Origin of the sequence: Rahnella sp. EDr1-12 (assembly GCF_049206505.1) — a bacterium.
GTDB classification, from domain to species: domain Bacteria; phylum Pseudomonadota; class Gammaproteobacteria; order Enterobacterales; family Enterobacteriaceae; genus Rahnella; species Rahnella rivi.
The window spans coordinates 21,263-36,119 of record NZ_JBLZNY010000006.1 but is presented as its reverse complement, the minus strand read 5'-3'; the positions used below and the strand labels follow the sequence as shown (position 1 = coordinate 36,119).

13 protein-coding genes are annotated in these 14,857 nt (G+C 53.1%); 6 read left to right on the top strand and 7 right to left on the bottom strand.

Annotation, left to right across the window (positions count from 1 at the left end):
- Positions 1–106 precede the first annotated feature (106 nt).
- Genes minC through minE form a run of 3 tightly spaced genes read left to right on the top strand, consistent with a single transcriptional unit; the run spans position 107 to position 1,906 of the window.
- On the top strand, positions 107–796 hold the full coding sequence (gene minC, locus ACO0U8_RS19835) for a septum site-determining protein MinC (RefSeq protein WP_056770072.1): 690 nt from the start codon (positions 107–109) through the stop codon (positions 794–796).
- Positions 797–820: 24 nt separating this feature from the next.
- On the top strand, positions 821–1,633 hold the full coding sequence (gene minD / locus ACO0U8_RS19830; RefSeq protein ID WP_056770068.1) for a septum site-determining protein MinD: 813 nt from the start codon (positions 821–823) through the stop codon (positions 1,631–1,633).
- A 3-nt stretch (positions 1,634–1,636) separates the two neighbouring features.
- Positions 1,637–1,906 (top strand): cell division topological specificity factor MinE, encoded by a 270-nt coding sequence (gene minE / locus ACO0U8_RS19825; RefSeq protein WP_056770062.1) that lies wholly within the window; start codon positions 1,637–1,639, stop codon positions 1,904–1,906.
- 367 nt (positions 1,907–2,273) lie between these two features.
- Here minE and rnd read toward each other — a convergent pair whose 3' ends face one another.
- The 5 genes from rnd to ACO0U8_RS19800 all read right to left on the bottom strand — a co-directional run bounded on the left by rnd (position 2,274) and on the right by ACO0U8_RS19800 (position 8,801).
- The gene (gene rnd / locus ACO0U8_RS19820) at positions 2,274–3,395 is read right to left on the bottom strand and encodes a ribonuclease D (RefSeq protein WP_122095123.1); all 1,122 of its coding nucleotides are present in this window, start codon (positions 3,393–3,395) and stop codon (positions 2,274–2,276) included.
- A 96-nt stretch (positions 3,396–3,491) separates the two neighbouring features.
- The gene (gene fadD / locus ACO0U8_RS19815; protein ID WP_056770052.1) at positions 3,492–5,189 is read right to left on the bottom strand and encodes a long-chain-fatty-acid--CoA ligase FadD; all 1,698 of its coding nucleotides are present in this window, start codon (positions 5,187–5,189) and stop codon (positions 3,492–3,494) included.
- A gap of 229 nt (positions 5,190–5,418) precedes the next feature.
- A complete protein-coding gene (locus ACO0U8_RS19810) occupies positions 5,419–6,051 on the bottom strand; it encodes a Slp family lipoprotein (RefSeq protein ID WP_183847303.1) in 633 nt (210 codons plus the stop codon).
- A 62-nt stretch (positions 6,052–6,113) separates the two neighbouring features.
- On the bottom strand, positions 6,114–6,815 hold the full coding sequence (tsaB, locus tag ACO0U8_RS19805) for a tRNA (adenosine(37)-N6)-threonylcarbamoyltransferase complex dimerization subunit type 1 TsaB (protein ID WP_421671470.1): 702 nt from the start codon (positions 6,813–6,815) through the stop codon (positions 6,114–6,116).
- A 72-nt stretch (positions 6,816–6,887) separates the two neighbouring features.
- A complete protein-coding gene (locus ACO0U8_RS19800; protein WP_056770039.1) occupies positions 6,888–8,801 on the bottom strand; it encodes an ATP-dependent DNA helicase in 1,914 nt (637 codons plus the stop codon).
- A 145-nt stretch (positions 8,802–8,946) separates the two neighbouring features.
- Here ACO0U8_RS19800 and ACO0U8_RS19795 point away from each other — a divergent pair, with 145 nt between their 5' ends.
- Positions 8,947–9,291: a RidA family protein gene (locus tag ACO0U8_RS19795; RefSeq protein ID WP_122095115.1), complete on the top strand. Its 345-nt coding sequence runs from the start codon at positions 8,947–8,949 to the stop codon at positions 9,289–9,291.
- A 63-nt stretch (positions 9,292–9,354) separates the two neighbouring features.
- On the opposite strand, the gene ACO0U8_RS19790 is transcribed toward ACO0U8_RS19795, so the two are convergent.
- Positions 9,355–9,996 carry a bifunctional 4-hydroxy-2-oxoglutarate aldolase/2-dehydro-3-deoxy-phosphogluconate aldolase gene (locus tag ACO0U8_RS19790; protein WP_056770031.1) on the bottom strand — a complete coding sequence of 214 codons (642 nt, stop codon included), beginning with the start codon at positions 9,994–9,996 and terminating at the stop codon, positions 9,355–9,357.
- 201 nt (positions 9,997–10,197) lie between these two features.
- Complete coding sequence (gene zwf, locus ACO0U8_RS19785) at positions 10,198–11,673, bottom strand: glucose-6-phosphate dehydrogenase (RefSeq protein WP_056770028.1); 1,476 nt, start codon at positions 11,671–11,673, stop codon at positions 10,198–10,200.
- A 408-nt stretch (positions 11,674–12,081) separates the two neighbouring features.
- Between zwf and ACO0U8_RS19780 the strand changes: the two genes are divergently transcribed.
- A complete protein-coding gene (locus ACO0U8_RS19780) occupies positions 12,082–12,951 on the top strand; it encodes a MurR/RpiR family transcriptional regulator (protein WP_056771891.1) in 870 nt (289 codons plus the stop codon).
- Between the two features lie 199 nt (positions 12,952–13,150).
- The gene (gene pyk / locus ACO0U8_RS19775) at positions 13,151–14,593 is read left to right on the top strand and encodes a pyruvate kinase (RefSeq protein WP_056770023.1); all 1,443 of its coding nucleotides are present in this window, start codon (positions 13,151–13,153) and stop codon (positions 14,591–14,593) included.
- The last annotated feature ends 264 nt before the right edge of the window (positions 14,594–14,857 follow it).

Genomic DNA, 14,857 nt, shown 5'->3' with positions numbered 1-14,857 from the left:
CTTGCGGAGATATAACTGTAACTATACCATGCTTAATGTACATCGGAATATCGCCCCCCGAGTGGTATTCCGGGGATTTAGAGTTGCTGAGACTGAGTCAGGATAGATGTCACAATCGCCAATAGAACTAAAAGGCAGCAGTTTTACCTTATCGGTTGTTCATTTACATAGTTCACAACCTGAGGTTATTTACCAGGCATTACAGGAAAAAGTGGAGCAAGCTCCGGCCTTTTTGAAAAATGCCCCTGTTGTTATCAACGTTGCATCACTCAGTGGTGACGCAAACTGGAAAGACATTCAACAGGCTGTCGCTTCTGCAGGCTTTCGCGTTGTTGGCATCAGTGGTTGCAAAGACGAAAAGCAAAAACGCGCACTTTCCCGCACCGGTTTACCGCTGCTGAGTGAAGGCCGTGCACAGCGTATCGCCGCCGAGCCGCCCGTCCCTGTCGTACCCGATAATGCCCCGGCTAAAACCCGCATTGTCAGTACGCCGGTCAGATCCGGCCAACAGATTTATGCCCGTAACAGCGACCTCATTGTGACGAGCAGCGTCAGCGCAGGTGCGGAACTGATTGCCGATGGCAATATCCACATCTACGGCATGATGCGAGGAAGAGCACTGGCAGGTGCCGCAGGGGATGCAAATTGTCAGATTTTTTGCACACTGCTGGGCGCTGAGCTGGTTTCTATCGCAGGGCAGTACTGGTTGAGTGATCAAATCCCGGCCGACTATCTCGGTCAGGCCGCGCGCCTCAGCCTGATAAATAACGTGTTAACCATACAACCTTTAAACTAAGCCCTTTTGACAAGGAATCCATTCATGGCACGCATCATAGTTGTTACATCGGGTAAAGGGGGCGTTGGCAAGACCACTTCAAGCGCGGCCATCGCTACCGGTTTAGCTCAAAAAGGCAAGAAGACTGTTGTTATCGATTTCGATATTGGTTTGCGTAACCTGGATCTGATCATGGGCTGTGAACGCCGCGTGGTGTATGACTTCGTTAACGTTATCCAGGGCGATGCCACGCTGAATCAGGCGCTGATTAAAGATAAGCGCACCGATAACCTGTTCATTCTTCCGGCTTCTCAAACGCGTGATAAAGACGCGCTGACGCACGAAGGCGTCGAAAAAATCCTCAATGATTTAAACGAAATGCAATTTGACTTCGTGGTGTGCGACTCCCCTGCGGGCATCGAAACCGGCGCGCTGATGGCGCTGTATTTTGCCGATGAAGCGATCATCACCACCAACCCTGAAGTCTCTTCCGTTCGTGACTCAGACCGCATTTTGGGCATTTTATCGTCTAAATCCCGTCGTGCGGAGAAAGGCTTAGAGCCTATCAAAGAACATCTGCTTCTCACTCGTTATAACCCGGGCCGCGTAAGCCGTGGCGATATGCTGAGCATGGAAGACGTGCTGGAAATTCTGCGTATTCCACTGTTGGGTGTGATCCCTGAAGACCAGTCAGTGCTGCGCGCGTCCAACCAGGGCGAGCCGGTGATTCTGGATCAGGAATCCGATGCAGGCAAAGCGTACGATGACACCGTCAGCCGTTTGCTTGGTGAAGAACGTGCGTTCCGTTTTATTGAGGAAGAGAAGAAGAGTTTCCTGAAACGCCTTTTTGGGGGATAAACCATGGCCTTGTTAGATTTCTTTCTGTCCCGTAAAAAGCCGACAGCCAATATAGCCAAGGAACGGCTACAGATCATCGTAGCAGAGCGACGCAGGGGGGACAGCGAACCCTCCTATTTGCCTGATCTGAAACGTGATATTTTGGCGGTGATCTGTAAATACATTAAGATCGATCCGGAGATGTTGCAGGTTCAGTTTGAGCAAAAAGGGGATGATATTTCAGTGCTTGAGCTGAACGTCACCTTGCCTGAATCGGAAGAAACGCCTAAATGACAGCAGTTGAGTTGCAGGTTATGACGGTGTATTTACCAGGTTAATGTCCCCCTGCTCGCTCAGGGGGTTACCTGAACATGACGTTATTTGTTAAACACTGTATAACCACCCACTGTTTAAATAAACACGCTTTCCGTTTTACCCTGCTTTATTTCTGTTTTTCTGACGATCTTCTATTAAGACTCATCCCATTTAGCCTGGCTGATATTCCCTTTACTGTGGCTTAATGCCCCTATTCTAAGATGCACTTTCCTGTCCATTATTCCGGCGTTTGCGGAAATAAAATGCACAAATAAAAAAAGGACGAAATTAATTCCGCCCTTTTTATTCATCAACTGAATTTAATTACCCTTACGGGAATGATGACTCAGTAATCTTTCAGTATTTCCGCCAGCCTTTCACCTAACAGTTTACCGCGCCAGCCGCTGATTAATTCAGGCTGGGATTCTTTGGTTTTTAACTGCCAGTGGCTGCTCAGTAATTGATTTATCTGACGACGCGACGCCAGAAGTTCAACACTCAGTCCGCTCTCTTCGCTGACGGTCTGGATAAGCGCTTTAATGTCTTTGAAGACTTTGCGATAGCCCGACTGATCAATCAGGTTCTGGATCGGCGCAGGCAATTCAGACTCATCCAGCGCATTCGACTCTTCCACCAGCGCCAGCAGCGTACGCCCGTGATAGCGGATTTCCGGGCCGCTCAATCCAAGGGACTCAAGCTCACCCAGTGAACCGGGCTGATAGCGCGCGACCTGCCACAGATTCTCTTCACGTACCACGAAGTTAACCGCCAGGTCACGCTGACGGGCCTGGTTAAGACGCCATGCCGCCAGCAGTTTCAGACAACCCAACTGACGCGGGCGCAGCTGGAAAGCATTGGTGATCTCCAGATATGCCAGTTCCGGTTGCAGCACCTCTTTACGTCGGCGGCACAGCGCCAGACATTCATCCAGCGCGGCATCCATCCACCCGGCTTCTTCGGTTTCTTTCATCAACTGGTCAGCAAGCGGTAATAAATACCACACGTCAGCGGCAGCGTAGACGCACTGTTTTTCGCTCAGCGGACGTGCGATCCAGTCGGTGCGGGATTCACTTTTATCCAGCTCAACGCCAGTCGTTTCCGCCACCAGACGTGCAAAACCGCAGGAAAGCGGACGCCCGCTGAAGGCCGCCAGGATCTGCGTATCAATCAGAGGTGTCGGCATCACGCCAAAGGCGTTGAGAAACACTTCCAGATCTTCGCTGCCGGCGTGCAGGAATTTCACGACATCAGGATTGGTCAGCAGATCAATAAAAGGCTGCCAGGCCGTGATCGGTAATGGGTCGATCAGCGTCAGCTTCTCGCCGTCGAATAACTGGATCAGACCCAGTTGCGGATAATAGGTGCGGGTGCGGACAAATTCGGTATCCAGCGCAATTTTACTGTGCGCTTTCGCCTGGAGGCAAACCTGCTCCAGCGCGTCATTGGTGGTAATTAACTGATAATTCAAATCTTATTTCTCTTAATCATAACTGCGTTATAACGTGACAACGCCGGACATCGCCGGCGTTTGGAGTCTGACCATCACTGAGTGGCATGCTAACCGTTATGCGGCGTCCTGTTTGGGGTCGGCTTTCGGTTTAGTCTGTTCATCACGAAGCTCGCGTCGGAGAATTTTTCCGACATTAGACTTCGGTAATTCATCGCGAAACTCAACTATCTTCGGTACTTTGTAACCGGTTAATAACCGGCGGCAATGCGCCAGGAGTTCTTCGCTGGTCAGTGACGGGTCTTTCTTCACCACGCAAATTTTGACGATTTCACCGGACGCGTCATTGGGTACGCCAATAGCAGCGACCTCCAGAACCTTGTCGTGTTGTGAAACCACCTCTTCAATTTCGTTAGGGTAGACATTGAAACCTGAAACCAGAATCATGTCTTTTTTACGATCGACAATCCTGATAAAACCCTGCTCGTCCACTGTAACGATATCGCCCGTCGATAACCAGCCATCTTTTAGCACCTCATCGGTGGCGGAAGGCCGTTGCCAGTAACCGAGCATCACCTGCGGGCCACGAACCAGCAACTCACCCGGCTCTCCGGGTGCGACGTCCTGACCGTTGTCATCGACCAGACGTATTTCCGTGGAGGGCACCGGTATACCGATGCTGCCGCTGTAGTGCTTCAGATCGTACGGATTTCCCGCCACCAGTGGCGAACATTCGGTCAGACCGTAGCCTTCCAGCAGATGCTTGCCGGTGAGTTTTTCCCATTTATCCGCCACAGATTTCTGCACAGACATTCCGCCGCCCACAGAAAGGCGCAGCGTCGAGAAATCCAGCTCGCGGAAATCTTCGTTATTCAGCATCGCATTAAATAACGTATTCACGCCACTGATGGCGGTAAACGGATATTTCGCCAGCTCTTTCACCATTCCCGGCACATCGCGCGGGTTGGTGATCAGCAAGCTGCGCCCGCCCATTTCGAGGAAAAGCAGGCAGTTTACGGTCAATGCGAAGATGTGGTAAAGCGGCAGCGCCGTCACCACCAGCTCCTGGCCGGGACGCAACAGAGGCGCATAGGCCGCTTTCGCCTGCTCCAGATTTGCCTGCATATTACGGTGTGTCAGCATCGCGCCTTTGGCCACGCCCGTGGTACCGCCGGTGTATTGCAGAAACGCCAGATCGTCATTAATCACATCGGGTTTGATGTATTGCAGACGGCGTCCGCGTTGCAATGCTGTACGGAAAGAGATCGCGTTCGGCAGATGGTATTTCGGCACCAGGCGTTTGATATATTTAACGACGAAGTTCACCAGCGTGCCTTTGGCCGCAGAAAGCTGATCGCCCATACGGGTGAGGATCACATGCTTGACCTGCGTTTTGTAGACCACTTTTTCCAGCGTATGAGCAAAGTTGGAGACAATGACAATCGCACTTGCGCCGCTGTCATTGAGCTGATGTTCCAGCTCGCGCGGGGTATAAAGCGGATTGACGTTAACCACCACCATGCCCGCGCGCAACACCCCAAACAGGGCAATCGGGTATTGCAGCAGATTCGGCATCATCAGCGCCACGCGGTCACCCTTTTGCAAACCCAGCTCATTTTGCAGGTAGGCAGCGAAGGCCCGGCTGCGCTCTTCGAGTTTTCGAAAAGTCATCACCTCGCCCATGTTGATGAATGCCGGACTGTCGGCATAACGCAACGTGGCGTTCTCAAACATCTCGACCAGCGAGCTGTAGCGATCGGGGTCGATGTTCTCAGGAACATCTGCCGGATAACGTTTTAGCCAGACCTTTTCCAAGGTATTACTCCTGAATCTGTTGCCATCTCAATGCGACGTGTTTTATCACGTCTTTAACAATATTTTAACTCAGCTTACCAGTTGCGTTTCAAACAATGTCGAGGTTGAGAGGCATATCACTATTTCCACGCCGTCCGTGGCTAAAAAAGAAAAAGGCGGCAATTAAGCCGCCTTAACAACGATCTTGTCTGAGTGTTATGTCTGCGGCGGAGGCCTGCGCCGCAGTGTTTTATTCAGTAACGACACTCTCGACCCGTGCAGGTGTCGTGTCATACCATCCCGGCCCGAAGCCCGGCCCAAACCCGCGCCCCCAGGAATCATAAGGGCCACCGTAGCCCCAGCCCCACGGACCGATAGGTTGCGGAGGCATGACCACCTGTTGCTGGATCCGCCAGCGTTTATAGCTGTTGACGTTCACGGTCACAAAATCATAGGACGATTCGCCAATCTTGCCCTTTTCAACGCCGGTGATAGGCCCGACAACGGTCACCAGCTGATTGCGATAATCCACAGGATCAACGAATCCGTTGATGTACGCCAGAATACGCCCGCGTGAGGCCGCGCCTAAGATCGGTCGCGCGCCGTCATCCAGCGGAACAGTGGCAATTTCGAGACGAGTTTTGTTTTGCAAATTGGTCACAGCGACCACTTTGCCGCCAAAACGCGACTCCTGACCGACGTACAGGCTCGGTGCGCCCTGCACCGCCTGTAAATTCATCTGTGGCGTTGCGGTGGTGCCGCGAATGTCTTCCGGCACCGTGACACATCCTGACAACACCAGAACGCTCAGTGCGACGGCACTCAACGCCCATTTTTTACTTTTTCCCGCTGAGAACTGCTGAACTTTGGACCACTTACGCATTGCGATGACTCCTGTGCATACTCTCAACTATGACCACTCTTTCAGATGCAAGTTGCCTGTACTTACCGGCCCGGCAGCTTTTTCCACGTCACTTCATTACGCAGATAAGTCGGTTCAGCGTCTTCCGGTTTGACGCGAACGCCTTTTTCCCAGAGCTGGAGCGCCAGCGGCAACATATCTTCCGCCTGCGGCAGTAACATTTTGCCATCAAATAATTCTGTAGCCGGAGATTCACCAAGCAAATGCGGATAGGTTTCCCAGCCGGTACCGACGGTAGCAAAACGCCCGGAGAGTTCCCCGGCGCGGGCCAGAAGTTGTTCCGGCTTGATCACTTTTTCGCTGCTTTCGCCTTCCCAGATACCCTGAGCATTGCGGGTAAACTCCCCCCAGTACACTTCGCCCATGCGGGCATCAATGGCGGCCAGCACCCGTTGTGCACCGGTCTGGCGGCAGGCACCCTGCGCCATGGTTTGTAAGGTCGATACCGGCAGTAACGGCAGTTCTGCGCCAAAGGACAACCCCTGCGCGACGCCAATGCCGATACGCACGCCGGTAAAACTGCCCGGCCCGCGGCCAAAGGCCAGCGCGTCCAGCTGATTGAGGGTCAGCCCTGCTTCGGCGAGGATCTGCTGCACCATCGGCAGAATGCGCTGCGTATGTTCACGGGCGCAAAGTTCAAATTGGGCGAGCGTTTCGCCCTGATTGTATAGCGCAACCGAACAGGCTTCTGTCGCCGTATCAATTGCTAAAATTCGTGTGGACATGCCAAACCTCAGGCGGGGAATTGAATGAGTTAAACCCTTTTTTGCGGGCAGGATCCTAGCATAAACGGCGGGCTATTTCTGCTCTTCAGCGTTTTGCAGAAAGCGGATCGCTTGCGCCAGATCACGGGTACGCGGTGCCGGGGGAAGACTGTTGAGGAAAACTTCGCCATAGGGCCGCATCACCAGCCGGTTATCGCAAATCACCATCACGCCGCGATCGTCGGTATCACGGATTAAACGCCCTACGCCCTGCTTAAGGGTGATCACCGCATCCGGTAATTGTACTTCATTGAACGGGTCGCCGCCGCGCAGCCGGCAATCCTCAATTCGCGCTTTGAGCAAGGGATCGTCCGGCGAGGTGAAGGGTAATTTGTCGATGATCACGCATGACAGCGCATCGCCGCGCACATCCACGCCTTCCCAGAAACTGCTGGTGGCAACCAGCAATGCATTGCCCGCTTCCACAAACTGCGCCAGCAGCTGGCCTTTGCTGGTTTCGCCCTGCAATAAAACCGGCAGGGTCAGCGTTGCACGGAACTCTTCCGCCAGTTCGCGCATCATCTGGTTTGAAGTACACAGAAAGAAACAGCGGCCTTTGTTGGCTTCAATCAGCGGGCGCAACATGCGCGCCAGCTGTTTTGAAATGCCGCGCACATTGGTTTCCGGCAGAAAACGCGGAACGCACAGCATGGCCTGTGTGGCGTAATCAAAGGGGCTTGGCAGCAGCAAGGTTTCGGCGTCATCAAGCCCCAGGCGGTCAGTAAAGTGATGCAGCTGATCGTTCACCGACAGCGTCGCCGAGGTGAAAATCCACGCCCCCGGTTTTTCTTTCATCATGTCGCTGAATTTGTCAGTCACCGACAGTGGCGTAAGCGCCAGCACGAAGTTACGTGAGTTGCATTCGTACCAGTAGCTGTAGCCGGGAATGGAGACGTCTTTCAGACGTTTGAGGCGATTGCGGTAAAGCGTGGCGCGTTCGAAGGCGGCATCCAGCAAGGCGGAGCGCCCCAGGGAGAGTTTGACCACGTCGTAACAGAGTTCAAGCGCGTCATCGAGCAGTAACAGCGCGCGCTGGATCGCCGTCTGGCTGAGCACGTCGCGCAGGTTGCCGCGAAAACCCGGCTCGCCGAGCGCCAGACGGAAATCCATCGTGCTCTGGCTGAGGCGGTCGGCGCTTTTTTGTAACTGGACGGAATCACGGACTTCGGTGCGGTAAGCGATGTTGATGTCTTTCGCCATATCCAGCAACTGGCGGCTGGTCAGTTGTTGGCCGAAATACTGACTGGCGATATCAGGGATCTGATGTGCTTCATCGAAAATCATCACATCGGCCTGAGGAATAAGTTCGCCAAATCCGCTCTCTTTCACCACCATATCCGCCATAAACAGATGATGGTTAACCACGACCACATCAGCATCCATCGCTTTACGGCGGGCTTTAACCACGAAACACTCTTTGTATAACGGGCAGTCGCTGCCGAGGCAATTGTCGTTGGTGCTGGTCACCAGCGGCCAGACAAAACTGTCTTCCGGCACCACGTTACAGGTGCTGATATCACCCTCTTCCGTGCTGCTTGACCAGTGACGCAGATGCGCCAGTTCGCTGAGTGCCTGGCTGGCAAGATCGCCACCCGCCAGCGATTGCTGTTCGAGACGTTCCAGACACAAATAGTTTGAGCGGCCTTTCAGCAGCGCCAGACGGCCTTTGAACTTCAGCGCGCTGGCAACCCGTGGCAGATCGCGGGAATAGAGCTGATCCTGCAAGTTTTTGGAACCGGTGGAGATAATGACTTTTTTGCCCGAGCGCAGCGCCGGAGCAAGATAGGCGTAAGTTTTGCCGGTACCGGTTCCGGCTTCCACCACCAGCCCCTGCTTTTCGCTGATGGCTTTGCTGACAGCCTGCGCCATCAGACGCTGAGGTTCACGAGGTTTAAAACCTTCAATTTTCTGCGCCAAAGCGCCGTCTGTTGCAAAATCGTCTGTCACGCTGTCTCTCTACCTGTACGGATCAGCAGTGATTATGCCAATCCCTTGCCCTGACTACCACCGCCATCTGCCAATCCAACGCATTCAACCTTTGTGATACCCTTAACGCCATCAATGAAAAGTGACTAACAGGAGCACACAACGTATGACCATCGAACGGATCCGGCCTGAGCCACGCATGTCCGATGTGGTAATCCACAACGACACGATTTATTACACCGCAGTGCCGGAAAATCTGGAGGCGAATGCCAAAGATCAGACCGCTGAAACGCTGGCGATCATTGACGCCGTGCTGACGGAAGCCGGTTCAGACAAAAGCAAAATCCTCGATGCCACGCTGTTTCTGGTTCACAAAGAAGATTTCCCGGCCATGAACGAAGCCTGGGATGCGTGGGTATCGCCGGGCAATGCGCCGGTACGCTGTACGGTTCAGGCGAACCTGATGAACCCGAAATACAAGATTGAAATCAAGATCATCGCCGCCCGCTAAGCGCCGATCGCCAGACGAAAAAAAACCTCCGAACTGGAGGTTTTTTTATTTCTGAGCGGTAAATCAGCTGGCAGCGCCCGACACGGCTTCTTTCGCTAATTCAGTAATGCGTGCGTAATCCCCGCTTTCCAGCGCGTCAGCAGGCACCAGCCACGAACCGCCAATGCACAGCACGCTTTTCAGCGCCAGATAGTCGCGGTAGTTCTTCGGTGTGATCCCACCGGTCGGGCAGAAACGTACCTGCGGGAACGGCCCGGCGATTGCCTGCAACGCTTTCACGCCGCCGTTAGCTTCCGCAGGGAAGAATTTGAACTCACGCAGACCGGCATCCAGACCCATCATCAGTTCAGACACGGTGCAGATACCTGGGATCAGCGGAATCGACCCGGCGTTTGCAGCTTTCAGCAGCGCATCGGTCAGGCCAGGGCTGATGGCAAACTGCGCACCGGCTTCGGTCACTTCGGCCAGTTGCTGAGGGTTAAGCACGGTCCCCGCACCAATGATCGCTTCCGGCACTTCTTTCGCAATCGCACGGATAGCATCCATCGCACAGGCAGTACGCAAGGTGACTTCCAGCACACGCACGCCGCCAGCAACCAGTGCTTTGGCCAGCGGTACCGCGTGTTCCAGCTTATTGATAACAATCACAGGAACAACCGGCCCTGAGGTCAGAATCTGTTCCGCGCTTGTTTTCCAGTTTTTCATCTTGTTCTCCGTTCATGCCCGCAGGCATCGTTGTGATTGATGGCGCGCCCCTGCCACAGGGTCCGGCAACTTTTTCTGAATGAAAAAATCAGCGGAAACCGACCACACCCGATTGGACAATACTACTATTCCTAACTGCTAAAAGACTTGATGTGTCATAAAAAAACGCTGCATAAGCAGCGTTTTTCTGGTGAAGAGCGTTTACTCGAACTCATTCCATGAACGACCATCTCGGGTGATCATCGCAACGGACGCCACCGGACCCCATGTCCCTGACTGGTACGGTTTTGGTGCTTCACTTTCCGCAGCCCAGGCATTCATGATGGAGTCGACCCATTTCCAGGCTTCTTCCACTTCATCACGACGCACGAACAACGCCTGGATCCCGCGCATGGTTTCCAGCAGCAGACGCTCATAAGCATCAGCAATATGCTGTTCGTTGAAGGTTTCGGTGAAGCTCAGATCCAGCTTGGTGGTTTGCAGACGGTGTTTGTGCTCCAGACCCGGTACTTTGTTCAGGACTTCGATCTCGATACCTTCATCCGGTTGCAGACGAATGGTCAGCTTGTTCTGCGGCAACTGCTGGTAAGAATCACGGAACAGGTTCAGAGCAGGGTTTTTGAAATACACCACCACTTCTGAACATTTGCTCGGCAGACGTTTACCGGTACGCAGATAGAACGGCACGCCCGCCCACTGCCAGTTATCGATATCCACACGGATAGACACGAAGGTTTCGGTGCTGCTGGTTTTTTTCGCGCCTTCTTCTTCCAGATAGCCAGGGACTTTTTTGCCCTGAACAAAACCGGCGGTGTACTGCCCGCGCACGGTGTTTTCACGCACGTTGGACTGATCGATGCGGCGCAGGGAACGCAGCACTTTCACTTTTTCATCACGGATGCGGTCGGTGCTCAGATCGGCCGGTGGAGACATGGCGATCATGGTCAGAATTTGCAGCAAGTGGTTCTGGATCATGTCGCGCATCTGACCCGCGTCATCGAAGTAACCCCAGCGGCCTTCGATACCGACTTCTTCAGCCACGGTAATCTGCACATGATCGATGGTGCGGTTGTCCCAGTTGCTGGCGAAGAGGTTGTTGGCGAAACGCAGCGCCAGCAGGTTCAGTACCGTTTCTTTGCCCAGATAATGGTCGATACGGTAAACCTGAGATTCAGCGAAATATTCCGCTACCTGATCGTTGATAACCTGAGAAGACTCCAGAGAGTGCCCCAATGGTTTTTCCATCACGACGCGCGCAGGCTCTTTGTTCAGCCCGGCTTCACCCAGACCCCGGCAGATAGCGCCGAAGTGACTTGGCGCAATCGCGAAGTAGTTGATGGTGGCGCGGTTCTGCTGGTCAAGCATTTTGCCCAGCACTTTAAAATGCTTCAGATCGTTGACATCAAGGTTACAGAAATCAAGACGGGCACTGAGTTTTTCCCACAGTTCCGGATCAATTTTTTCTTTCATGAAGGTGGTCAGCGCTTCTTTGACCACTTCGGTATAGGCCGCTTTGTCCCATTCCGCACGTCCGACACCGATGATGCGGGTATCAGGGTGAATGTGACCTGCTTTCTCTAACTGATACAGGGAAGGCAACAGTTTACGGCGCGCAAGATCGCCTTTTGCACCGAAAATAACCAGGTCACACGCCTGGGCTGTCTGGGTTACCGCCATGTTCTTCTCCTTAATGCAGGAATACCTTTTATATATCGGGCTGCCAATGCTTAAGCTGCAACCTGAATATCCGGGTACATATTGTAATTTTATTTCAGCAACAATGTACTCTGATTGCCCGTAAGCCGTAAACCTTGATCTGACTGCCCGCTGGCTCCGCGTAAAAACCCTATTTTTATCATCACACTTCGGGATGCCATGAAATCCGGCTGTATCCTGTAATTTTATGACAAAACCGGACGGAATTTACCATACTGAAAGTTAGATCTCGGTCAAACTCTGACAAAAAAAGCCGTTATTTCGCCTGACTGACGCTGCCAACACGTTAATGCGCGTAGTATATTTTCATCAAACAGACAGGATTTCCTCTTTTCAAAGAAATCGTCGAAACCTATGAGTGGCATGCTTATGAATACGTTGGAAAAAATCCAGACTCATCTTGACATTCTGAGCAAGTCAGAACGTAAAGTGGCCGAAGTTATCCTGGCATCACCGAACATTGCTATCCACTCAAGTATCGCCACTCTGGCCCGCATGGCCGATGTCAGTGAACCTACTGTAAACCGTTTTTGCCGTCGCCTCGACACAAAAGGGTTTCCAGATTTTAAATTGCATCTGGCACAAAGTCTGGCGAACGGCACACCTTACGTTAACCGTAACGTTGACGAAGGGGACAGCGTCAGCGCCTATACCAGCAAAATTTTCGAATCCGCCATGGCCAGCCTCGATCAGGTGAAAAACACCCTCGACATCGCCGCCATCAACCGCGCCGTTGATTTACTGACTCAGGCCAAAAAGATTTCCTTCTTTGGGCTGGGCGCATCCGCCGCGGTGGCGCATGATGCCATGAACAAATTCTTCCGCTTCAACATTCCCGTGGTCTACTTCGACGATATCGTCATGCAGCGCATGAGCTGTATGAACTCCAGCGAAGGCGACGTGGTTGTGTTGATTTCGCACACCGGCCGCACGAAAAATCTGGTCGAGCTGGCACAACTGGCGCGTGAAAATGACGCCACCGTGATCGCCATTACGTCTTTTAACACCCCGCTGGCCCATGAGGCTACGCTGGCCCTGCTGCTTGACGTCCCGGAAGACACCGACGTTTACATGCCGATGGTGTCACGTATTGCCCAGCTCACGCTGATTGACGTGCTGGCGACCGGTTTTACACTGCGCCGCGGTACAAAATTCAGAGATAACCTGAAGCGCGTCAAAGAAGCATTGAAGGAATCGCGCTTTGATAAAGGGATCTTAATCCCGGTGCAGCCTGAGTAAATAAACATATCAGTAACAAGTTGCAGATTTAATAGGGAGTCTGGCAGAAAATCTACGCGCAAAGTGCGTTGGCGACGGCCAGACAGGAGGTCAGCGAGTCATACAGGTGACACTCTTTTGTATGACAATTACACCTTAATCCAATGTGGACTCGCTGTTTTTACACATTATCAGGCATCAGTTAACGAACGGAGTAAGTATGTCCAGAAGGCTCAGAAGAACGAAGATCGTTACCACACTCGGTCCCGCTACCGACCGCGATAACAACCTTGAGAAAATCATTGCCGCCGGCGCAAACGTCGTGCGTATGAACTTCTCGCATGGAACAGCTGAAGATCACATCCTGCGCGCCAACAAAGTGCGTGAGATTGCCGCCCGCCTTGGCCGCCACGTGGCGATCCTCGGTGACCTGCAAGGCCCTAAAATCCGCGTATCCACCTTTAAGGAAGGCAAAGTCTTCCTCAACATCGGTGACAAATTCCTGCTTGATGCCAACATGAGCAAAGGCGAAGGCGACAAAGAGAAAGTCGGCATCGACTATAAAGGTCTGCCTGCTGACGTCGTGCCCGGCGATATCCTGCTGCTCGATGATGGCCGCGTACAGCTGAAAGTGCTCGAAGTTCAGGGCATGAAAGTCTTCACCGAAGTGACCGTTGGCGGCCCGCTGTCCAACAACAAAGGCATCAACAAACTGGGCGGGGGTCTTTCCGCCGAAGCCCTGACCGAGAAAGATAAAGCAGACATCATTACTGCCGCGAAAATGGACGTCGATTTCCTGGCCGTTTCCTTCCCGCGTACCGGTGAAGACCTCAACTATGCCCGCCGTCTGGCGCGCGCCGCAGGTTGTAATGCACAAATCGTTTCGAAAGTGGAACGCGCCGAAGCCGTTGCCAGCGACGCGGCGATGGATGACATCATTCTGGCGTCTGACGTCGTGATGGTCGCGCGTGGTGATTTGGGTGTGGAAATCGGTGACCCGGAACTGGTCGGTATTCAGAAGAAACTGATCCGCCGCGCCCGTCAGCTGAACCGTGCGGTGATCACCGCCACGCAGATGATGGAATCGATGATTACCAACCCGATGCCAACCCGTGCGGAAGTCATGGACGTGGCGAACGCCGTGCTCGACGGCACCGACGCCGTGATGCTGTCAGCGGAAACCGCCGCCGGTCAGTACCCGTCTGAAACCGTCGCCGCGATGGCGCGCGTGTGTCTGGGTGCGGAAAAAATCCCAAGCATCAACGTTTCCAAGCACCGTCTGGACGTGGAATTCGATAACACCGAAGAAGCCATCGCCATGTCCGCCATGTATGCGGCCAACCACCTGAAAGGCGTGACGGCGATTATCTCGATGACGGAATCGGGGCGCACCGCGCTGATGCTGTCGCGTATCAGTTCCGGCCTGCCGATCTTTGCCATGTCCCGTCACGAACATACGCTGAACCTGACCGCGATTTACCGTGGTGTGACACCGGTGTTCTTCGACAGCCAAAACGACGGCGTGGCGGCCGCTCAGGACGCCGTGAATCTGCTGCGTGATAAAGGCTACCTGCTCTCCGGTGATCTGGTGATCATCACTCAGGGCGACGTCATGAGCACCATCGGCACCACTAACACCAGCCGCGTACTTCGTGTGGAATAAACACAAAGCGAGCAAATAAAACTGTAATAAAGTATTATTTAAGCCGGCTGAAACGCCGGCTTTTTTATTTCTGCCAAAAACAAGCCGTTCCCCTGTTTTTAATGAGGCCATCTCAAGGGATGAACTGATCATTATTTTGCCATTCCGGTGTCATATTGATGAGGTTTTTATCTCTGCGTTGATCCGCTCCGCTTTATTACCCCTTCGCTTATTACGTCTAAATATAACTTTTTGCCTTCTCAGGCTGCCGTCTGAATGTCTAAA

Bases quoted from the DNA above. Each gene is read 5' to 3' on its own strand.
- zwf (WP_056770028.1), bottom strand. From the start codon at position 11,673: ATGGCGGTAACCCAGACAGCCCAGGCGTGTGACCTGGTTATTTTCGGT.
- ACO0U8_RS19780 (WP_056771891.1), top strand. From the start codon at position 12,082: ATGAATACGTTGGAAAAAATCCAGACTCATCTTGACATTCTGAGCAAG.
- minC (WP_056770072.1), top strand. From the start codon at position 107: ATGTCACAATCGCCAATAGAACTAAAAGGCAGCAGTTTTACCTTATCG.
- minE (WP_056770062.1), top strand. From the start codon at position 1,637: ATGGCCTTGTTAGATTTCTTTCTGTCCCGTAAAAAGCCGACAGCCAAT.
- ACO0U8_RS19790 (WP_056770031.1), bottom strand. From the start codon at position 9,996: ATGAAAAACTGGAAAACAAGCGCGGAACAGATTCTGACCTCAGGGCCG.
- ACO0U8_RS19810 (WP_183847303.1), bottom strand. From the start codon at position 6,051: ATGCGTAAGTGGTCCAAAGTTCAGCAGTTCTCAGCGGGAAAAAGTAAA.
- pyk (WP_056770023.1), top strand. From the start codon at position 13,151: ATGTCCAGAAGGCTCAGAAGAACGAAGATCGTTACCACACTCGGTCCC.
- minD (WP_056770068.1), top strand. From the start codon at position 821: ATGGCACGCATCATAGTTGTTACATCGGGTAAAGGGGGCGTTGGCAAG.
- ACO0U8_RS19795 (WP_122095115.1), top strand. From the start codon at position 8,947: ATGACCATCGAACGGATCCGGCCTGAGCCACGCATGTCCGATGTGGTA.
- tsaB (WP_421671470.1), bottom strand. From the start codon at position 6,815: ATGTCCACACGAATTTTAGCAATTGATACGGCGACAGAAGCCTGTTCG.